18 protein-coding genes, 1 tRNA gene, 1 other RNA gene and 1 pseudogene are annotated in these 18,773 nt (G+C 47.4%); 17 read left to right on the forward strand and 4 right to left on the reverse strand.

Annotation, left to right across the window (positions count from 1 at the left end; all coding sequences use genetic code 11):
* From LIZ87_RS06605 to LIZ87_RS06650, 10 genes and pseudogenes are all read left to right on the forward strand, one after another.
* Positions 1 to 234, forward strand: a complete 234-nt coding sequence (locus LIZ87_RS06605) for a hypothetical protein (RefSeq protein ID WP_227145928.1) — start codon at positions 1 to 3, stop codon at positions 232 to 234.
* A 1-nt stretch (position 235) separates the two neighbouring features.
* Complete coding sequence (locus LIZ87_RS06610; RefSeq protein WP_227145931.1) at positions 236 to 721, forward strand: GNAT family N-acetyltransferase; 486 nt, start codon at positions 236 to 238, stop codon at positions 719 to 721.
* A gap of 413 nt (positions 722 to 1,134) precedes the next feature.
* Entirely contained in the window at positions 1,135 to 1,491 is a 357-nt protein-coding gene (locus tag LIZ87_RS06615) for a dihydropteridine reductase (protein ID WP_178314785.1), read from the forward strand.
* Positions 1,492 to 1,566: 75 nt separating this feature from the next.
* Positions 1,567 to 1,689, forward strand: a pseudogene (locus tag LIZ87_RS22850) (TetR family transcriptional regulator); the annotation flags it as partial.
* A 9-nt stretch (positions 1,690 to 1,698) separates the two neighbouring features.
* A complete protein-coding gene (locus LIZ87_RS06620) occupies positions 1,699 to 2,163 on the forward strand; it encodes a TetR-like C-terminal domain-containing protein (protein WP_264467928.1) in 465 nt (154 codons plus the stop codon).
* Between the two features lie 128 nt (positions 2,164 to 2,291).
* The gene (locus LIZ87_RS06625) at positions 2,292 to 3,041 is read left to right on the forward strand and encodes an RNA polymerase sigma factor (RefSeq protein WP_178314781.1); all 750 of its coding nucleotides are present in this window, start codon (positions 2,292 to 2,294) and stop codon (positions 3,039 to 3,041) included.
* Positions 3,042 to 3,101: 60 nt separating this feature from the next.
* The gene (locus LIZ87_RS06630; protein ID WP_227145933.1) at positions 3,102 to 3,827 is read left to right on the forward strand and encodes a hypothetical protein; all 726 of its coding nucleotides are present in this window, start codon (positions 3,102 to 3,104) and stop codon (positions 3,825 to 3,827) included.
* Positions 3,828 to 4,231: 404 nt separating this feature from the next.
* Positions 4,232 to 5,092 carry a DUF2935 domain-containing protein gene (locus tag LIZ87_RS06640; protein WP_319638572.1) on the forward strand — a complete coding sequence of 287 codons (861 nt, stop codon included), beginning with the start codon at positions 4,232 to 4,234 and terminating at the stop codon, positions 5,090 to 5,092.
* Between the two features lie 3 nt (positions 5,093 to 5,095).
* On the forward strand, positions 5,096 to 5,914 hold the full coding sequence (locus LIZ87_RS06645; RefSeq protein ID WP_227145934.1) for a multicopper oxidase domain-containing protein: 819 nt from the start codon (positions 5,096 to 5,098) through the stop codon (positions 5,912 to 5,914).
* Positions 5,856 to 8,894 carry a copper oxidase gene (locus tag LIZ87_RS06650; protein ID WP_227145936.1) on the forward strand — a complete coding sequence of 1,013 codons (3,039 nt, stop codon included), beginning with the start codon at positions 5,856 to 5,858 and terminating at the stop codon, positions 8,892 to 8,894. The genes LIZ87_RS06645 and LIZ87_RS06650 overlap by 59 nt, the downstream gene beginning before the upstream one ends.
* Positions 8,895 to 9,075: 181 nt before the next feature.
* On the opposite strand, the gene LIZ87_RS06655 is transcribed toward LIZ87_RS06650, so the two are convergent.
* The gene (locus tag LIZ87_RS06655) at positions 9,076 to 9,576 is read right to left on the reverse strand and encodes a QueT transporter family protein (protein WP_178314774.1); all 501 of its coding nucleotides are present in this window, start codon (positions 9,574 to 9,576) and stop codon (positions 9,076 to 9,078) included.
* Between the two features lie 307 nt (positions 9,577 to 9,883).
* Between LIZ87_RS06655 and LIZ87_RS06660 the strand changes: the two genes are divergently transcribed.
* Positions 9,884 to 11,206, forward strand: a complete 1,323-nt coding sequence (locus LIZ87_RS06660; RefSeq protein WP_178314772.1) for a hypothetical protein — start codon at positions 9,884 to 9,886, stop codon at positions 11,204 to 11,206.
* A 121-nt stretch (positions 11,207 to 11,327) separates the two neighbouring features.
* Here LIZ87_RS06660 and LIZ87_RS06665 read toward each other — a convergent pair.
* A tRNA-Glu gene (locus tag LIZ87_RS06665) sits at positions 11,328 to 11,399 on the reverse strand.
* A gap of 312 nt (positions 11,400 to 11,711) precedes the next feature.
* On the opposite strand from LIZ87_RS06665, the gene LIZ87_RS06670 reads away from it, so the two are divergent.
* A complete protein-coding gene (locus tag LIZ87_RS06670) occupies positions 11,712 to 11,798 on the forward strand; it encodes an arginine deiminase family protein (protein WP_330664557.1) in 87 nt (28 codons plus the stop codon).
* Between the two features lie 65 nt (positions 11,799 to 11,863).
* Here the strand turns inward: LIZ87_RS06670 and LIZ87_RS06675 are convergent, their stop codons facing one another.
* Together LIZ87_RS06675 and LIZ87_RS06680 are read right to left on the reverse strand one after the other, a co-directional pair.
* Positions 11,864 to 12,229 carry a YmaF family protein gene (locus LIZ87_RS06675; protein WP_227145938.1) on the reverse strand — a complete coding sequence of 122 codons (366 nt, stop codon included), beginning with the start codon at positions 12,227 to 12,229 and terminating at the stop codon, positions 11,864 to 11,866.
* Positions 12,230 to 12,255: 26 nt separating this feature from the next.
* Positions 12,256 to 12,546 carry a hypothetical protein gene (locus tag LIZ87_RS06680; RefSeq protein ID WP_227145940.1) on the reverse strand — a complete coding sequence of 97 codons (291 nt, stop codon included), beginning with the start codon at positions 12,544 to 12,546 and terminating at the stop codon, positions 12,256 to 12,258.
* A gap of 64 nt (positions 12,547 to 12,610) precedes the next feature.
* Here LIZ87_RS06680 and LIZ87_RS06685 point away from each other — a divergent pair, with 64 nt between their 5' ends.
* From LIZ87_RS06685 to nrdD, 5 genes are all read left to right on the forward strand, one after another.
* Positions 12,611 to 12,877 carry a hypothetical protein gene (locus LIZ87_RS06685; protein WP_227145942.1) on the forward strand — a complete coding sequence of 89 codons (267 nt, stop codon included), beginning with the start codon at positions 12,611 to 12,613 and terminating at the stop codon, positions 12,875 to 12,877.
* Positions 12,878 to 13,322: 445 nt separating this feature from the next.
* Positions 13,323 to 13,662: a transfer-messenger RNA gene (gene ssrA / locus LIZ87_RS06690) on the forward strand.
* A 416-nt stretch (positions 13,663 to 14,078) separates the two neighbouring features.
* The gene (locus tag LIZ87_RS06695) at positions 14,079 to 14,870 is read left to right on the forward strand and encodes an SIMPL domain-containing protein (protein ID WP_442912183.1); all 792 of its coding nucleotides are present in this window, start codon (positions 14,079 to 14,081) and stop codon (positions 14,868 to 14,870) included.
* 125 nt (positions 14,871 to 14,995) lie between these two features.
* Positions 14,996 to 16,393: a sodium-dependent transporter gene (locus tag LIZ87_RS06700; RefSeq protein ID WP_227145945.1), complete on the forward strand. Its 1,398-nt coding sequence runs from the start codon at positions 14,996 to 14,998 to the stop codon at positions 16,391 to 16,393.
* 170 nt (positions 16,394 to 16,563) lie between these two features.
* Positions 16,564 to 18,696, forward strand: a complete 2,133-nt coding sequence (gene nrdD, locus LIZ87_RS06705; RefSeq protein WP_227145947.1) for an anaerobic ribonucleoside-triphosphate reductase — start codon at positions 16,564 to 16,566, stop codon at positions 18,694 to 18,696.
* Positions 18,697 to 18,773: the final 77 nt, after the last annotated feature.

Genomic DNA, 18,773 nt, shown 5'->3' on the forward strand with positions numbered 1-18,773 from the left:
ATGGATATATTGAAATTAGTCGGCAGGAAGGAATTTCCGCAAGTGATAAACGTAGAAACTGTGTTTACCTTACAGATAAGGGCAGGACAGAGGTTCCGGGTCTGGTTGAGACAACAAATAAGGATATTTATCAATTGTATAGAAACTTTTGATATGGATGTATGCGGGCAGATATGTGATGCTATGGAACTGATTTTAGATAAATTTTCAGAGATTTCAAAGGAGAGAAAATAGGATGGATTCAAGTATTATAATAAGAACATATAAACCTGGGGAACCAAGTTTAGTGGTTCATTTTTATTACAAGCTTTTTGAGCAGCAGTTTGATTTTTTACCAAATGTTGAAAATTATTTTCTCCATGCCATGACAGAGCTTTTTGATCATCCGGACAGAAATGAATTATGGATTGCGGAGGAAAATGGGAAAATCGTAGGCTCTGTTTGTATAGTAGGTAAGGATGATGGAAGTGCCCAGTTAAGGCTGTTTGGCACAGACCCATCGCTGCAGGGCAAAGGGGTTGGAAAAATGCTTATGCAAAAAGCTATGGATTTTTGTAAAGAAAAAAACTATTCCCATGTTGTATTGTGGACTATAGATATATGTAAGGCAGCAAGACATCTATATAGCAATTTTGGATTTCATCTTACTGATACAAAGCTAAATACAACGTGGGCGGATTATGAAATGACAGAGGAAAAATGGGAGTATGTTGAAAAGTAAATGTAAGCCATGATTTTTCTGTGAATAAAATTATCTGAACAGCGTCTCCTCGGGGGCGCTTTCTTTTTACCCGTTTCCAGCAATTTTCGGAGCTTATCAAGCTGTGGGGACTAAATGTGCAGACGGATGTGGAGGCTAAAAAGACTTCGCCCTACAGAGCGTGAAATGACCACGCCATTGCTTCTGCTCCGGTGTGTGCGGCTTGGGATTTCCATGGCGGATATGGAGCTGTTGTTATGGACCGCTTTTAACTTTGATTGATGGTATAGCCTTTTTTTGCTATGATTGATAGTAGAAAAAGGATTCTGGATAAACGGAAAATCAGAAAACAACATATTTGATGATTTATGATGTTCAGTTGATTTGTAAAGTTACCTATAATGAAAATATCAAATATAAGGAGGCCACAGGCTATGAACACAGATAAAATTTATGCGGAAGCCCTTGCAAATGAATATGCACCGAAGGACACTTCGAAGGTGCTGGCACTTAAGAAATTGGATAGAAAAGCGAAACGGCCAGCAAATGTATTTGCCTATACATTTGGTATCATAACTTCACTTATTGCCGGTACTGGAATGTGTCTCTCTATGGACGTGATTGGAGGAGGTACTGCAGGTTTCATGGTACTTGGTATTATGATTGGAATTCTGGGACTTGCAGGAATGGGAATCAATTATTTTATTTATAAGAAGCTTCTGGAAAAAGGAAAGCAACAATACGCCTTTGAAATTATTGAACTTGCAAAGCAGATCAGCGATAATGAATAAGGAATGCTGATAAAAACGAAAGAGGGATAGGAAATGAATAAGTCAGAAAGCAAATATTTTAATACTGCAATCCGGATGGACAAGGCGTTTCTCTCCCTCTTGGAGAAAAAGGATTTTGAATATATCACGATAAAAGAAATCTGTGACCATGCAGAAGTAAACCGTTCCACTTTTTATCTTCACTATGAGACTACGCGGGATCTCCTTATGGAGACGCTGGAATATATCAACTCCCGGTTTCTTGGATATTTTACGACAGACGCTGTGGCTACCATAGAGAAGATTAAAAGCGGAAATTTAGAAGAACTGATCTTTATAACCCCCAGATATCTTATCCCTTATCTGGAGTTTATAAGGGATCATAAAAGACTGTTTACAGCAGCCTTAACGAGGCCGGAAGAATTTCATGCCAATACTTCTTTTCAAAAAATGTTCAAGCATTTATTTAATCCTATATTGGAACGTTTTTGTATTACGGAAACGGAAAAAAGTTACATTTTATCCTTTTACATGAACGGAATTATGGGGATTGCCGCAGAATGGCTTAGAAAGGATTGTGCAGAGTCAGTGGAAGCTATTACCAGCCTTATTATCAAATATACACTTCCGACAGGAAATGGGATTATGCCTGCCTGCCAAATTTATAAACCTGTGAATGAAGGAAACCTATGAATAAAGAGGCCGTTATTTGCGCTATTATAATATGCTAATATGGTCAGGAAAAATTCCAAAATAGACCAACAAAAAACAAACGAACTTGCATCTTTATAGTAAATAACAATTTTCCAGGAGGCCATAAAATGGATGCAAAAAACATCAAAAAAATAATTAGCATGATAAGGGACAAAGCCCCCCAAGGTTTTGAAATGCTTTACAATGATTATTTCCGTTTTATGTTTGGTATTGCATATTCTGTTTTGAAGAATGAAAACGATTGCTACGATGTCATTCAAAACGTTATGCTGCGGCTTTATGCACTTGACGAAGCACTTTTTCCCATGGACTACGAATTCAAGTGGCTGCAAACAGTTGTAAAAAATGAAGCTCTCATGTATTTAAGAAGAGAGAAAGTCTCATCACCGTTGGAAGATGCTTTTGAGTTACCTATCCAAGATAAAGCGATTGAAGATTTTGTGGATATGGAGTCCTTTTACTCTATGACGGCATCGCTGAACGAAAAGCAACGCACGGTAGTAACAATGAAAATTCTGGGGGATATGACACATAAGGAAATATCGAATGTCCTTTCCCTCCCTATTGGGACTGTTCAGTGGATTTACGCTACATCAATTAAAAAATTGCGCCATACACTAACGGCCCTGACCTGCCTTGTTCTCGGCTTTGGTGGAGGCTTTTGGTATCAGCTATCTCAATATTTTGGAGCGAACGCAGAACAACCGGGAGATGTTGGCATCAGCAGTATCCCGCCAGCAGAACCGACCCTCTCCCCATGGCTGATTGCGTTTTCTATATTCTTCCTCCTGACGGCTGCTGTCTGGGTACTCTTTTTCAAATTTTCTGACAGGATACCAACAGATCGAAAGCCGTAATGCATCTAAATAAATAGATACCCAACGAAAACATAAAATGGGTACGACAGGAGGACTTATATGAGATTACAAAAACTTCTTTCACTTGGTATGGCCACTGTTTTATCACTTACTATGATGACAGGCTGTACATCTGCTGTGGCGGAAACCGGTTCCGGCTTGCAATTTGACTTCGCTCAAAATGACAACGGTTTTACTCCGATTTTTGCAGACTACCCTTACGATGAAGGTGTGGAGGAATTCTATGAGTTCCAGCACAGTTATGGCCAGATTCCGATCCCCGGCGCCGGAAACGGAATTTTTATTTCCGGCAATAATCACAGCGCCGATCTCTTTATGGGATATGTAAAAAGGCTGGACGGCTTTGAACCGGCAAGGACTTACCACTTCACCATGTCTTTCAAACTGGCAACTGATGTTGAAGGCAATCTGGTAGGAGTAGGCGGAGCACCCGGAGAAAGCGTTGCCGTTAAATGCGGTATTACACCTACGGAGCCTGCGGCTATGGTAGCAGAGAGCGAGGCTTTGAAGTATTACCGTATGAACATTGACACGGGCAACCAAGGCAACAGCGGAAAAGATATGGTTGTTGTGGGCGATATGACCAAGACGGAAAATAATCGCCCTGGCGAGTATGAGTTCAAAGAGTTCCAGGCCGAGTTTGATGTAACTGCTAATATCCGGGGAGAGGTCTTTTTGATCATCGGTACAGACTCTGGTTTTGAGGCAACTACATCCTATTACCTTGACGATATTTCTGTCAGTTGGGAAGATGGTATGGTATAGTTTTGGTTGACAACTTATATTCAAGGATTTCATGATACAATCACAGATATCCTGCGAATCTATGCTGAGCCGTTCTCTTATAATGCCGGTTCCCGGTGTGCACTGGAAAAGGCAGGTTTCCAGTATGAGGGACTGATGCGCCGCAATGCAGTAAAAAACAGCAAGGGTGAATCAGTAAAATAGTAATATAGGAAAGAGCCAGACGCTAAGAAGGGGAGGATGCATATTGGTCGATTGAACACAGCAATATCCCTTGCATATGGGGGAATCTTACAGAAATAGCCGAATGAGAACAACCTGTGGTATAGCTGCATATCCTAAAGTAATATACAACATAAAGGATATGAGAGAATATGGAGAATTATGTAAGAATATCATTGGAGACTCACTGATTTTTTGGAAGGATCATGAAAGAGCATGCATTGTTTCTTTTGGCGGGCTTTCCTGCAGGGGAAACCGAATATCGGGAAAAGGCAGACTGGTTCCGGCAGCAATTTGAGGAAGCTCTTGCGTATGTGGTATATTTGGCCGACGGAAGAGTGGGGCGGGAAGCTCTTCGCTCCGAAGAAGTCATAACAGAATTTACGGAAATAGCAGAGCAGCAGACAAAAAAGTTGACAGGAATACCGATTGATATTCGGATCACGCAGGCAGAAAAACGGCTGCGATCAGGCTGCCCGTGTGCTTCAGACAGAGAAATGGTACAACAAGTGCAGATGATAAATCAGAGGATCCTGTGGCTGCTCAACGGATTGATTGCGTTTAAAGAAAACATTTTGCAGAATGTTACCACATGCAATCTGTATACGACAAACTATCCGCTGTTGATTGAACACATTATCCGGGAAGCAGAATTGTATCGCCAAATTGTGGCGGAGCTTGAGCAAAAGGGCTGTATATCGCCAAAAGACCTGAAATCGGCTGAGGTATTCTGGAATCAGATTATGATGGAACATGCACAGTTTATCCGGGGACTTCTTGACCCGACAGAAGCTGATCTGCTGGTGGCTGCCGATACCTTTGCCGGAGATTTCCGTCTTTTGTTGGAGGAGGCAAAAAGGCAGGACTGTAGGGCTATGGGGGAATTAACCAGAAAGACCCTGGAAACTACGGAGAGATATCGTAATTTTAAAGCAGCAGGTACGGAAGGGATCACAAGCTGTAAAGTTCGTTCTGTCATCCTGCCCCTTTTGGCAGATCATGTACTTCGGGAAGCCAACCATTATCTTCGGATTCTGGAGACACCAATATGTTGGGAGGGATAATATATGCAGCTGTGTCAATATTCTACGGAAAGCAAAACACGCTATTTTAAGATAGAGGCAATCCAGATTCCTATTGTATACAATAAATACGGAGATTATGATCCAAATGGACTTTTGTATGTGCTGGAAGAGGATTCGCAGAGAATACAGGAAGAGGCAATGCGAAGGTTTCAGCAGACACCACCGCAGCCCTATGAAGAAGTGCAGCCGCTGGTGCTTCGCGTGAACCTTGGAGATACAGTAAAAGTACGCTTTTCTCATAAATTAGACCGAAGGCTGTCCATTCATGTACAGGGCCTGGCTTATGACGTGATGACTTCTGACGGTACCAGTACAGGATTCAATCAGGACAGTACAACGGACAATGAAATTGTGTATACATGGTATGCAAATACGGAAGGGGTCTTTTTATTCCATGATATGGCGGATCCCAGAAGCAGTGAAGCGGCCACGAATATCCACGGGCTGTTTGGGGCTGTGATTGTGGAACCGCCGGAAGCGAAATGGTTCCACCCGGAAACGGGAGAAGAAATCGAGAGCGGCCTGATGGCAGATATTTATCAGCCAGGGAAACCGGCATTTCGGGAATACTCGGTATTTTTTCATGATGAATTAGAGATTTTAAATAAAGATGGAGAACCGCCGATGGATCACCGTACCGGGCTTCCTTCCTCCACAACGGCGATCAGTTACCGATCCGAACCCATGAGAAACCGAATGCCCCTGGATCACGACCCCTGCAGACTCCGGGGAGGAAATTTCCATGAGTTCCTGGGTATATGGGGATCCGGCTCCGCCAATTCTGCGGGCCTATGTCGGTGACCCGGCGAAGATCCGTCTGATCCATGGAGGTATCAAAGAGACTCACGTATTCCATCTCCACAATCATCAGTGGAGACTGGAAGAGGACAATCCGGTTTCCACGATTATTGATTCGATTACCATAAGCCCGCAGGAATGTTATACACTGGACATTCTGTATGGGGCCGGGAGTCTGAATCGGGTGATCGGCGATGTGATCTTCCACTGCCATCTGTACCCGCATTTTCATGAAGGAATGTGGACTTTGTGGAGGATTCATGACCGGCTGGAGGACGGAACCGGAAAACTGCCGGATGGAACCCAGGTTCCTCCGCTTTTGCCTTTGAAAGACCGGAAACGTCCCCCGAAGAAGGATGAGCTTCATCCGGGATACCCGAATTTTATCTGCGGAAAACCAGGTGAACCGCCGCGTCAGCCGCCATGCGGGGTATTGGGTGTGGACGGCAGGCCTACCGAATGTCCCACTCTTTTAGAAGAAGCAAATTTTGTAGAGAATGCGGCTCCCGGGGCGCTGTATACAGACACCTGCCCCTGTCACACAGTTGGAGCATGCCAGGACTGCAAGGAACCCTGTCATACAGCCGGGGAGGAACGGGAGTGCGAGGAAGAATGGGACTGCAAAGAACCGGTCAAGCCCTTGGAGGAATGTGAGGAAAAGGGAGACTGCCGGAGATGCCCATGTGGGAAACCATGCGATAAAGTTAAGGTATTTGAAATTGCACTGGTCCAAGCAAAACTTACGTACAATGAGTACGGCTGGCATGACCCGGAAGGACGCTTTTTTGTCCTTAAGGAGGAGCTGGAGCGCCACGGAGGTCTGGAGGCCTATATCCGTAAGGTGGAGGAGCAGGAAATTCAGGTAGAGCCGTTAGTGATCCGTGCGAATACGGGAGACTGCATAGAGCTGCGCACAACGAACCTGCTGCCGGAGTATCTGGAGGCCAATGAATTTCAACTGAGAACCAGGACCGATATTGTGGGGCATCATGTGCATCTGGTAAAATTTGATACGATTACCGCAGACGGGGCGGCAAACGGCTGGAATAATATTGCCGGAGCAAGGAAATATGAGACGTTAGTGGAACGCTTTTTTGCTGATGAAGAACTGAGGACAGTATTTTTCCATGACCATCTGTTTGCCAATGCCCATCAGCTGCATGGAGTGTTTGGCGCTCTGGTGATTGAGGAAACGGGGGCAACCTTCCACAATATCCGTGACGGAGAGGAACTGCGTTTTGGCACACAGGCGGTCATAAAAAGAAGGGACGGATCGTCTTTCCGGGAATTCACCCTGTTTGTCCACGATTTTGCCTTTTTGTTTGACAAGAAAGGGAAGCCGTTAAATGCTCCTGAGGATCCCGGTTCCCACGATGATCCGGGAGTTATGGGAATCAATTATCGCGCGGAGCCTATGAGAGAAAGGCTGAAAAAACATGAGGATCCGGCCTACATTTTCAGTTCTCACGTGCATGGGGATCCGGCAACTCCTGTTTTGGAAACGTATCCTGGAGATGAACTGATGATCCGTCTGATTGACGGAGCACATGAAGAACAGCATGTATTCAATATTACCGGAATGTCATGGAAAAAGGAAGTGGCAGATGACAGGTCCCCTCTGGCTGCATCACAGACCGTCGGTGTTTCAGAAGCATTTAACCTGAATATAAAAGAGCCTTATCGGGCAGGAGACTATCTGTATTACTTCGGAGGAATTGATGATGCATGGCTGGGCCTGTGGGGGATTATCCGAGCTTATGATACGTATCAGAAATGTCTGAAACCGCTCTGTGAGAGAAAAGACAGGATACGGCCTCTTCCTCCCTGTCCCGGAAAGGATGATGTGGTTAGACGGTATGAGATCGCGGCGATTCAGACCAGGCTGATTTATAACCGGTATGGAGATCATGACCCTGACGGACTGATTTTTGTTCCCTTGGAGGATGTGGATCTTGCACTCTGCGGGAAATATACTCCGAAGCCTTTGATTTTGCGTGCAAATGTAGGAGATTGGCTGGAGATAACTCTGCATAATGTGTGGAATCCTGATCAACCCGTTCCTTATCATGAATATCCAAAAGTTCCATTGGATATGCCGCATAAGCCATCGGAGAGAGTTTCCTTAAACCCGCAGTTTTTACAGTGTGATCCGATCCATGATTCGGGAATCAATGTGGGGTATAATTGTGAAGAACAGACGGTGGGGATCGGCGAGAGCAAGCGGTATCTCTGGCATGCGGACCGAGAATATGGGGCCTGCATCCTGCAGTCCTTTGGGGACATGCGAAATCACAGGTACCATGGCCTGTTTGGGGCCGTGATCGTAGAGCCGGCAGGAGCCAGGTGGTATGAGAATTTTACAAAAAAAGAAAACCCATTTGCAGAGCAGGCAGTGATAACTGCGCCGGGGATAGAAAGCTTTCGGGAATATGTTTTGTTTATACAAAACGGAATCCGGCTTTTGGATAAAGATGGAAATCTGGTTCAGACTGCCGCAGCAGACAGTGAAGAAATCGTTGACGCGGAGGATACAGGAGAGAAAGGGTACAACTATCATTCCGAACGGTTTGCAAATCGTCTTCGGAGGGATTCAAGAATCTGGAAGGTATTCAGCAGCAAAGTGCATGGAGATCCTGCAACGCCTGTCTGGAAAGCCTATTCCGGTGACCGCGTGATTTTCCGGACGATGATGCCGGCGGATAAGCCAAGAAATCTGTCGCTGGCTGTGCATGGACATTTGTGGAAAGAGCAGCCGAAAGATGCTTTCTCCAGAGTGATTCCGTTACAGGGCGGAGTCAGTGTGGGCAACCGGTTTGATATGGAGCTGCAGGACGGAGCATCATGCCCCGGAGATTATCTGTACCGTTCGGGAAGCTTTGCCTGGGATGTGGAGTCTGGCATGTGGGGGATTTTCCGCGTGATGAGGCAATCCATTGTGTGCAGATGCAAAACGGTATGCCAGAAAATTTTGGATTGCATTTAATGAGCAAAAGGCAGAAACAGTTTGTACACCGATGCTGACAAAAGAACATGTGGACTGTAGGGGAAGCAGACGGAGGTTACGAAAATAAGAAGCGAAAGCAAGCAGTCAAAAAGGGTGTTCCAAAGCCGTGGATCAAAGACCGCAGCTTTGGGACCCCCTTTTATTGGGCAAAACTCCTGTTTTATGCAATTTTGTTCTTAAAAATAACACCCCGGTAGCGCTCAAGAGCAGCTAACAGGCCATTTCCCAGCACTCCGATTGCCAGGATCTCTCCAACTCCCACAGTTCCCATGGCGAACAGGATCATATCCTCGGAGCCGTAGGCATAGCGCAGGACCCAGGGGATGATCAGGGTGTTGGCAAGGATGGGCGGCACACATACGGCCCACTTCCTCTCCCTGACAGCGTAGGAGCCCAGAGCTCCTAAAAGTGTGGCAAGGCTTCCGAATATCACATCCAGCACAGCTGCCCCGCAGAAGAAGTTAGAGAGCAGACAGCCGATAAATAGTCCGGGAACCGCTGCCGGAGTAAAAAATGGCAGAACGCACAGCGCCTCTGAAATACGGAATTGGATTGGCCCGAAGCTGATGGGCTGGAACATCATTGTCAGCACAATGTAGACCGCTGCAATGGCTGCGGCATGGGTCATAAAGTAAATGCCTGTGTTTGATGAATGTTTCATGGTGCGAATCTCCTTTAGTTTTGTTTTACGAGTGGAAGGTCTCGAACACTCGGTTTCTGTTGGCTGAAAATGCCTGATTTATAGGCGTTTCAGCCTTTGGTACTATATCTACTATATCATAGATAGGAAGGAAATGCAAGCCAAAGTACCCATGTGAGCCGGCAGAAAGCCCATATTCCGATAGAAATGAAGCACAGGAGGTGCGGAATGTTATAGAAAACATGCAGAATTGTAAGCAAAGCTTAAAGCTTACCAAAGGAAAATCTGATATAGTAGGGCTAAGGAGTACAGCATAAAGGAGGAAATGATGAGAGGGTTTATGAAAATGCTTCTGGCTGTAGCTGTGACGCCGGCTTTTCTTGTGGGCTGTCAGGGACAAGAGAGAGCGGAGACAAAAGTGCTGGGAACAGAGGCGCAGGTCACAGATGAAAGCGGGAATGCCGCAGAGCCTTCCGAAAAGGCCGACGTTTTTGATCTGGATACACTGGTTTCAGAGGCTGTGTTCTTTGCTAACAGGGGAGTCTATACCGGGGAGGAATGTGCAGGAGAAGGCCATGTGATCTTAAAGACAGAGGAAGACCATGGGAAAGTCACTGCCTATGTGCTGACAATGTACGGCGAATACCAGTTCCAAAATGAGGAGTATTTTGTAAAGGAAGCAGGAAGCGGTGTGATCCCGGCGGTTATGGTATTTTCCACGGATACGGAAAGTGAAGATAAACTGATATCCTACAGAGAGCCGGAGGATGGGAGCGGCTATCTAAGTTCTATCCGTGAAATGTTCCCACAGGAGCAGTGGCAGACCTGCATTGATCCGCCGAAGGAGATCAGAAATCAGCTGAGGGATCAGGAAAGGGCATATGCCGAGGCGTATCTCAAGGAGCTGGGAAGAGAGGCAAAGATCGCAGAATTTGCAGACTTTGAGCACCCCATCATAACAGATGAGGGAGTTGAGGTGAAGATCTCCAACCAATTAGTGGGGAGCAAGGAGCTGGCAGATTATCCCTTCTGGATCGGATCAAAGGAAAAACTGGAGGATGGCATCCGCTATATTTATGCACAGGAGCTGGACAAGGAGAAGGGCAGGATCATGTTCAGGAAAACTGATTATGGCAGCGGGAATGTGGAGGAGGAATATGTATTTGACGCAGGAACAGGTGCGCTTCTGAGTAAAAAGGATAACAATACCCCTCTGACATCAGCGCCTTCTCTTAAGCTGAATGATGTGCTGTCCAGTACGTGGGCAGAGTTTGAGGTCCAGCCGGGGGATTACACATGGAATTATGTGGAAAACGGCGAAGGCGTTGGTATCGCTGCCTGCGGCGCATGCCCTCTGGAGGCAGCAGAGGGCATGGAGCACTTAAAGCTTCCCAGGTACAATAAGCTGGAGGAGATCTCCTATGCTGTCACATGCATAAGGGAACCGGACAGCCTTACAGTAAAGGAATATGATAGAAAGGATGTTGGAACGATCGATGCAAAGGTCCTTTCAAGTCAGGTCTATGAGGATGTGTATCTCATTGCGCTGAAGCCGGACCGGGTGTATGAACTGGTTGCAGAGTGGGATGAGAGCAATATGGAGGAAAAGGGGTTTTACGGAAGGGCCAGCTACGTGGTTGTGACAGAGTGATGGGAGACAGGCGCTGCAGAGAAGAAGCTGCGGCGCCTTGCTGTTTCATTGATGCAGATGAATGCAGAATGCAGAGCTGTGATAACGAAAAAAGAGCAAGCATCAATCTGCTTGCTCTTTATGACCTGACCGGGAATCGAACCCGGGTTTACGCCGTGAGAGGGCGTCGTCTTGACCGCTTGACCATCAGGCCTTATCTCTTTGCTGTCCTCATCACTGACAGCTCATTTATAATACCATAGGAATTACAGTTTGTCCAGTGTTTTTTTGAAGAAAATTATTTTCGAAAAATTCGCGAATTTTCGATAAATTAAGGAGACAATTGGCGGATGGAAAAACAGGAAAGAAAAAGGAGGAGGCCGGTCAGGATAAATCCTGCCGGCCGAGTATTATGAAAAAAAGTTTAATAGCATTAGCTCTTTACATGATTTAGTATATCCGGGAATCATGAAGATAGTTTTAGCATTCTATGAACAGTTTGTAACGAATTTGTGAATGTTTTGAAGTGCTGGAAATGCCCAGCTCCGAGCTGTCCAGAGGAAGAGGCGGCCCGCGGTGCATGAGTATGCCGTTGGTTCGGGAGGACATATAAACGATAATAGGCTTCCAACGGGTCTGTAATAACATGTGCCGGGAGCAGCGCTCCCGGCCAGTTATTTAGCAGTCCTCAATTGGGTTATCGATCAATGAGGCAACCCGGAATTGATGGGTGTGCCCATCTGCTGCAGTGGTGCATGCTTTGGCAAAGTGGACATGCCTTCCATCGCCTACCGGAATGGGAAGGGAGGAGGTGCCTGTAAATTCGTGGACATGCCCGTCAAAGGAATCCGTGCGGAAGGTGACCTCATGGACATGGCTGCCCATGCATGGGATGGCTTCGCCGGAAACCGTTGCAAAGCGGTGGTTATGGGCGTCTTCGCATCTCTCGGCAATAAAGGTGCTGCCGATGATCTCGTGTACATGCTGCTCTCTCCGGGTACGGGAGCAGGTGTTTCTAGCTTCGTTATCGCATGAATCACACATAAGGAAAACTCCTTTCAGAAGAATTTCTAGTCGCAGTCAGATAACAGCGGAAGAATGGAATCCAGCTTTGCTTTCAGTACGCCCTCAAGAGCAGTAATACGCTCTAAGGTCGCCTGGACAGAGGTGTCAATGGCAATTAAGGTTTCAACATCGCTGTAGGTGGATACGACCTTGTTGATCTTTGCGCACTCTGCGTTTAAGATACAGGCAAGGGCATCTTCCTCATGGGCAATGGAGTTGGCAATGTCTAACAGTGTTGGGCAAGGGCAGCACCTGGGGCAGGGTTTCGGGCAGTTTGTATTTCTATCTTCCATCATATTATGATCTCCTTTCGCATCTCTTTGTTGAGATAATAATAATATATGGACAAGAGGAAAAAGTGTGACAACCTGCCTGATGGGCATAATTTTGCCGCTGCTGGTCCATACTGTTTATGAGGTGATGAATATGCAGGGAAAGCAGGAATCAACAGAAAGCCTGGAGCGTCAGGCACGCCAGGTGGAAACCTTTAACGACCACTGGCATAACGGCACATTTATGGGACCGAACACAGAACGGTACGAAAGCGGGAAGCCAGAGAACCAAAACCAGGCCCACAATTCCCGCCGGGAGGGCATGGGGCCAAATACGAAGAGAAAACCGGGTTGAGCAGAGAGCACTTCAGAGTGTCAGCAAAACGGCATCCGGATAACTGTGCCAGATGCCGTTTTTTGCTGTTATACAAATAAAAACCGCACAGACACGTCATTTCACGTACCTGCGCGGTTCTGCTCAAAATGGAGCTGAGGGGGATCGAACCCACTTAGAACCCGCGTAAATACTAGGCTTTTCGGGTCTCGTGTGATACCTTTGAAAAATGCTTGTTGATTTTTCTTCTTTGCCTCGCAGATTCCAGATCAATTACATTGCGGTATACAGTTTTCATAACATTATCGCTGGCCCATCCCCCGCGCTGGAGGATATATTGATCTGGAACTCCAATGGCGTGCATATCGGTAAATTTTCAGCTCTTGACAGAAAGAAGGAAAGCTGTTAAGCTATAAAAGCGAATTGCTTCGTTGGCATACCAGATACACAGGATACGGACTATTCAGGGGTTGTACTGGTTTCGACGGGGGTCATGCAGCTGGTGAAGCTATCCCCATGCGATGGGTTAAATGGCAAAATTAAAAATAAACGCTAACGACGAATTAGCAATCGCTGCCTAATGGCAGCTGTCAGACTTAGAGCACCCACACTTTAAGACCCTGGCATCGATTATGTGGGAAACGACACATGCAAAGCTTTGAGCATGCGGGCGTATCATGAAGCTACTAAAACCATCCGGGTGTTCTTTCTCTGATGGCGGAGGGAATGTCAAATAAAGGACTATGATAGTAGAAGAACAGGGAATTGGTTTTCGGACAGGGGTTCGATTCCCCTCAGCTCCATTTTGAGCAGAACCGCGCAGGTACGTGAAATGACGTGTCTGCGCGGTTTTTTTTCGGTGAGCGCTTCCGTTCTGGCTGTTGCTGCCTGCTTATCACCGTCCGGCCATTTGCATATGTAGTAGCCAACTACACTTGCTCCAACGGAGACCATAAAAGAGATAAATAATTCCACTGGCTCACCTCCTTCCGCTGGAAAGAGTCGGCAGCACTTCATCATGGCACAGTAATCATGCTATTTCTGCCATTTTCGCCCTATTGCGATATCGTTGTAAACATTGAAACATTGAGTAAACATGAAAACTTACCGAAAGAATTGTAAATAAACTTGTAATGAATCGTAAACGGATACTTAAGAGAAAAGAAATACCATTTCTTCATTTTTCTGGTAGGATAGAGACAGAAAGAAAAAGGGAGGAACAATGATGAGATATGCAGAAAATGAAAAACGGATGAAGCAGCTCTTACGAGCAGGAGTGGCGACGGCGGCTGCAGCGGCAGTCCTGGGACTGGCTGGCTGCAGTTCCAGCGTGCAGATGCCGGATACCATTAAGATACAGAATGCGGAGGGCTCTCATGTTATCACAGTCACAGGCAGGGAGGAGGTCAAGGTGGTGCCGGATATGGCGCAGATCGAGTACGGTATCTACACTCAGGCAGATACGGCAGCAGCCTGTCAGGAGCAAAATGGCAAGGACTTAGAGCAGGCCATTGAGACCTTAAAGGGCCTGGGAGTGGCGGAAAACTCCATCCAGACCTCATCCTATGGCATGAACCCGATCTACAACTGGGATTCCGGGAGACAGGAGATCACAGGATATGAGATGAATACACAGATCACCGTATCGGATATCCCGGTGGGAGACTTAGGAGGGATCCTTTCCCAGTCCGTGGCAGCCGGGGTGAACCAGATCAGCTCTGTCAGCTATTTTTCCAGCAGCTATGATGAAAGCTACCAGGAAGCCTTAAAGGGAGCCATGGCGGTTGCCGAGGCAAAGGCACAGGCACTGGCGGAAGCCGGGGGCATGTCAGTGGCAGGGGTTTCCAGCATCCAGGAATTTGGCTACAATCCCTACACAAGATACTCTGGCTATAATTCTCTTACTGCGGGAAAACGCATGGCTTTAGAGAGCGCAGCTGCCGCAGATATGGCTGTGATGCCAGGTGAGGTCAGCGTGGAGGCCCAGGTGACAGTGGATTTCGAGATCCAGTAGGAAAAAAGGAGAGTTGTCCGCGGACAGCTCTCTTTTCATGTCAGGAGGATTTATTTGTGCTTGCCCATCCGGACTTTCAATGGTAATCTATATAGCGTGAATATACGATTGGAGGTTTAGCAAGAATGAAAGACAATGTGACAGGGGGAAATCCGGGCCAGGGAGGGACAGGCCGCGGCAGCTTTTCGGGGAGGATGGGATACGTCCTGGCTGTTGCGGGATCCGCAGTTGGGCTTGGAAATATCTGGAGATTCCCTTATCTGGCAGCAAAATACGGAGGGGGTATTTTTTTGCTCATTTATCTGATATTGATGCTCACCTTTGGGTATGCGCTCATTCTATCTGAGACAGCCATTGGACGTATGACGGGAAAAAGCCCTGTGGGTGCTTTTTCCGCCTTTGGCAATAAGGGCTGGATGAAGTTTGGAGGCTGGGTAAATGCAGTGATCCCCATGCTGATCGTGCCCTACTATTGCGTCATCGGGGGATGGGTCGCCAAATACCTGTTTGAATACCTTATTGGGAATTCGGTGCAGCTGGCAGCAGATAATTATTTTGGAGGCTTTATTTCCAACTCAGGATCCGCGGAGATATGGTTCTTTTTATTTGTATTTGCTGTATTCTGTGTAGTGGCTGCCGGAGTGAAGCACGGGGTGGAGCTGGTGTCGAAGGTGATGATGCCCTTGCTTGTGATCCTTGCCGTCTTTGTGGCAGCCTACTCTGTCACCCGTCCGGGGGCAGTGGGCGGCATCACCTATCTCTTTATCCCGAACCTGAAAAATTTTTCTATCATGACAGTAGTTGCAGCCATGGGGCAGATGTTCTACTCCCTGTCCATTGCCATGGGAGTTCTGTATACCTATGGCTCTTACCTGAGTAAGGATACGGACATTGAGAAGACAACCTCCCAGCTGGAATTATTTGATACGGCCATTGCGCTGCTGGCAGGACTCATGATCATCCCGGCGGTGTTTGCATTTTCGGGCGGAGATCCGGGGATGCTGAAGGCAGGACCGTCCCTGATGTTCATCACTATCCCAAAGGTATTTGAGAGCATGGGGATGGGGAATCTGGTAGGCGGGGTATTTTTCCTCATGGTAATGTTTGCTGCCCTTACCAGCGCCATATCCCTGATGGAGACCAGTGTCTCCACGATCCAGGATGAGACAGGCCTGGGAAGGACAGCCTGCTGCATCCTGATGTTTGTGTTTATGCTCCTTTTGGGAACGGCAAGCGTATTGGGAGGTGGAGTTTGGAGCTTTATAAGCATTCTGGGCATGTCCATCCTGGATTTCTTTGATTTTCTGACAAATTCCGTGATGATGCCTATTGCGGCATTGTGCACCTGTATCCTGGTAGTGAAGGTAGTAGGGAGGGAGCGGATCGCAGAGGAGATTAAGAGCGCGTCTGCATTTAAGCGCCAGAGCCTTTATAATTTCGTTGTAAAGTATCTTGCCCCTGTATGCCTCGTGATCATTTTGACAAGCTCCATTGCAAATGTGTTTGGCTGGATCCAAATGTAGCGCTCCGGGCCAGGGGGGCTTCCTACGTATAAAAACGTGAAAACCATCTTGACGGACAGCTTCTTACGTGGTACGATAACATACATCGATTGGTATATCATGTGTCTGAGAAAATATAAAAACACAATATATTGTATCTTATGGGAGAATAAAGCAAGAGAGGTAGAAGGATGAAGTGTTCTGAGATAAAGGTGGTAAAGAAGGACGGGACAAAAGAGGAGTTCAATGTCCAGAAGGTTGTGGCGGCGATCAGCAAGTCGGCCAACCGTGCTATGATAACATTTTCCAATGCGGAAATCAAGTTCATCTGTGAATTTGTGGAGGAAAAGGCGGAGAGTATGGAGCAGCCCTTTATCCCCATTGCACAGATGCACAATATTGTGGAGGGAGCCTTAGAGAGAGTGAATCCTGCAGTGGCAAAGAGCTACCGCGATTACCGCAACTACAAGCAGGATTTTGTGCAGATGCTGGATGATGTATACAAGAAGAGCCAGTCTATCATGTACATTGGGGACAAGGAGAACAGCAATACAGACAGCGCTCTGGTATCCACAAAGCGCAGCCTGATCTTTAATGAGTTAAATAAGTCCCTGTACCAGAAGTTCTTCATGACAGTGGAGGAGCTCCAGGCCTGCCGCGAGGGCTACATTTATATCCACGATATGTCCGCCAGAAGGGATACCATGAACTGCTGCCTGTTTGATGTAAAGACCGTCCTCACAGGAGGTTTTGAGATGGGAAATCTCTGGTACAATGAGCCGAAGACCCTGGACGTGGCCTTTGACGTTATCGGAGACATCGTGCTCAGCGCAGCCAGCCAGCAGTACGGCGGCTTTACGGTTCCAAGCGTGGAGGAGATCCTTGCCCCCTATGCAGAGAAATCCTACGCGAAATACATTGACAAATATATGGACCTTGGCCTGCCAAGGGAAAAGGCCCAGGAGGTGGCCTGGAAGGACGTACAGAGGGACATGGAGCAGGGCTTCCAGGGCTGGGAGTACAAGTTTAACTCTGTGTCCTCCAGCCGCGGCGATTATCCCTTTATCACCATGACTGCCGGTACGGGCACCAGCCGCTTTGCGAAAATGGCCACGATCACCATGCTGAATGTCCGCAAGGGCGGAGAAGGAAAGAAGGGCCACAAGCGCCCTGTACTCTTCCCGAAGATCGTGTTCCTCTATGATGAGAAGCTCCACGGGCCGGGAGGAGAGCTGGAGGACGTGTTTGAGGCCGGCCTGGACTGCTCCAGCAAGACCATGTATCCTGACTGGCTTTCCCTGACAGGAAAGGGCTACATTGCCAGCATGTACAAGCGCTACGGCAAGATCATCTCCCCGATGGGCTGCCGCGCCTTTTTGTCTCCCTGGTATGAGAGAGGCGGCATGTATCCTGCAGATGACAAGGACACCCCTGTATTCGTGGGACGCTTCAACATCGGCGTGGTGAGCCTTCACCTGCCAATGATCCTGGCCAAGGCCAGACAGGAGAGCCGTGATTTTTATGAGGTTCTGGACTATTATCTGGAGCTCATCCGCAAGATCCACATCAGGACATACGCCTACCTGGGCGAGATGAAGGCCTCCACCAACCCGCTGGCTTACTGCGAGGGCGGCTTCTACGGCGGCCACCTGGGTCTTCACGACAAGATCAAGCCTCTGTTAAAGACAGCCACGGCCTCCTTCGGCATCACTGCATTTAACGAGCTGCAGGAGCTTTACAATAAAAAGTCCCTGGTTCAGGACGGAAAGTTTGCCCTGGAGGTCCTGGAGCATATCAATAAGAAGATCGAGCAGTTCAAAGAGGAGGACGGCAACCTGTACGCCATCTATGCCACACCGGCGGAGAATCTCTGCGGCCTCCAGGTAAAGCAGTTCCGCAAGAAGTACGGCATCGTGGAAAATGTGTCCGACAGGGAATATGTGAGCAACGGCTTCCACTGCCATGTGACAGAGGATATCACCCCGATCCAGAAGCAGGATCTGGAATACCGCTTCTGGGAGCTCTCTAACGGCGGCAAGATCCAGTACGTAAAATACCCCATCAGCTATAACAAGGAGGCGATCCGCACCCTGGTGCGCCGCGCCATGAAGATGGGCTTCTATGAGGGCGTGAACCTGTCCCTGGCCTACTGCGACGACTGCGGCCACGAGGAGCTGGAGATGGACGTATGCCCTGTGTGCGGCAGCAAGAACCTGACAAAGATCGAGCGCATGAACGGGTACTTAAGCTATTCCCGCGTAAAGGGAGATACCAGGCTCAATGAGGCAAAGATGGCGGAGATCGCTGAGAGAAAGAGCATGTAAGAGCGTCATAAAAGAAATCATAGAAAAAGGATCACCGATGAAAAAAGAAAACCCGGCCCGAGGCGGCAAAAAAGCCG

The sequence above is a fragment of the Lacrimispora sp. 210928-DFI.3.58 genome, assembly GCF_020554865.1.
GTDB lineage: Bacteria > Bacillota > Clostridia > Lachnospirales > Lachnospiraceae > Enterocloster.

Bases quoted from the DNA above. Each gene is read 5' to 3' on its own strand.
- LIZ87_RS06605 (WP_227145928.1), top strand. From the start codon at position 1: ATGGATATATTGAAATTAGTCGGCAGGAAGGAATTTCCGCAAGTGATA.
- LIZ87_RS06610 (WP_227145931.1), top strand. From the start codon at position 236: ATGGATTCAAGTATTATAATAAGAACATATAAACCTGGGGAACCAAGT.
- LIZ87_RS06615 (WP_178314785.1), top strand. From the start codon at position 1,135: ATGAACACAGATAAAATTTATGCGGAAGCCCTTGCAAATGAATATGCA.
- LIZ87_RS06620 (WP_264467928.1), top strand. From the start codon at position 1,699: ATGGAGACGCTGGAATATATCAACTCCCGGTTTCTTGGATATTTTACG.
- LIZ87_RS06625 (WP_178314781.1), top strand. From the start codon at position 2,292: ATGGATGCAAAAAACATCAAAAAAATAATTAGCATGATAAGGGACAAA.
- LIZ87_RS06630 (WP_227145933.1), top strand. From the start codon at position 3,102: ATGAGATTACAAAAACTTCTTTCACTTGGTATGGCCACTGTTTTATCA.
- LIZ87_RS06645 (WP_227145934.1), top strand. From the start codon at position 5,096: ATGCAGCTGTGTCAATATTCTACGGAAAGCAAAACACGCTATTTTAAG.
- LIZ87_RS06650 (WP_227145936.1), top strand. From the start codon at position 5,856: ATGAGTTCCTGGGTATATGGGGATCCGGCTCCGCCAATTCTGCGGGCC.
- LIZ87_RS06655 (WP_178314774.1), bottom strand. From the start codon at position 9,576: ATGAAACATTCATCAAACACAGGCATTTACTTTATGACCCATGCCGCA.
- LIZ87_RS06660 (WP_178314772.1), top strand. From the start codon at position 9,884: ATGAGAGGGTTTATGAAAATGCTTCTGGCTGTAGCTGTGACGCCGGCT.
- LIZ87_RS06675 (WP_227145938.1), bottom strand. From the start codon at position 12,229: ATGTGTGATTCATGCGATAACGAAGCTAGAAACACCTGCTCCCGTACC.
- LIZ87_RS06680 (WP_227145940.1), bottom strand. From the start codon at position 12,546: ATGATGGAAGATAGAAATACAAACTGCCCGAAACCCTGCCCCAGGTGC.
- LIZ87_RS06695 (WP_442912183.1), top strand. From the start codon at position 14,079: ATGATGAGATATGCAGAAAATGAAAAACGGATGAAGCAGCTCTTACGA.
- LIZ87_RS06700 (WP_227145945.1), top strand. From the start codon at position 14,996: ATGAAAGACAATGTGACAGGGGGAAATCCGGGCCAGGGAGGGACAGGC.
- nrdD (WP_227145947.1), top strand. From the start codon at position 16,564: ATGAAGTGTTCTGAGATAAAGGTGGTAAAGAAGGACGGGACAAAAGAG.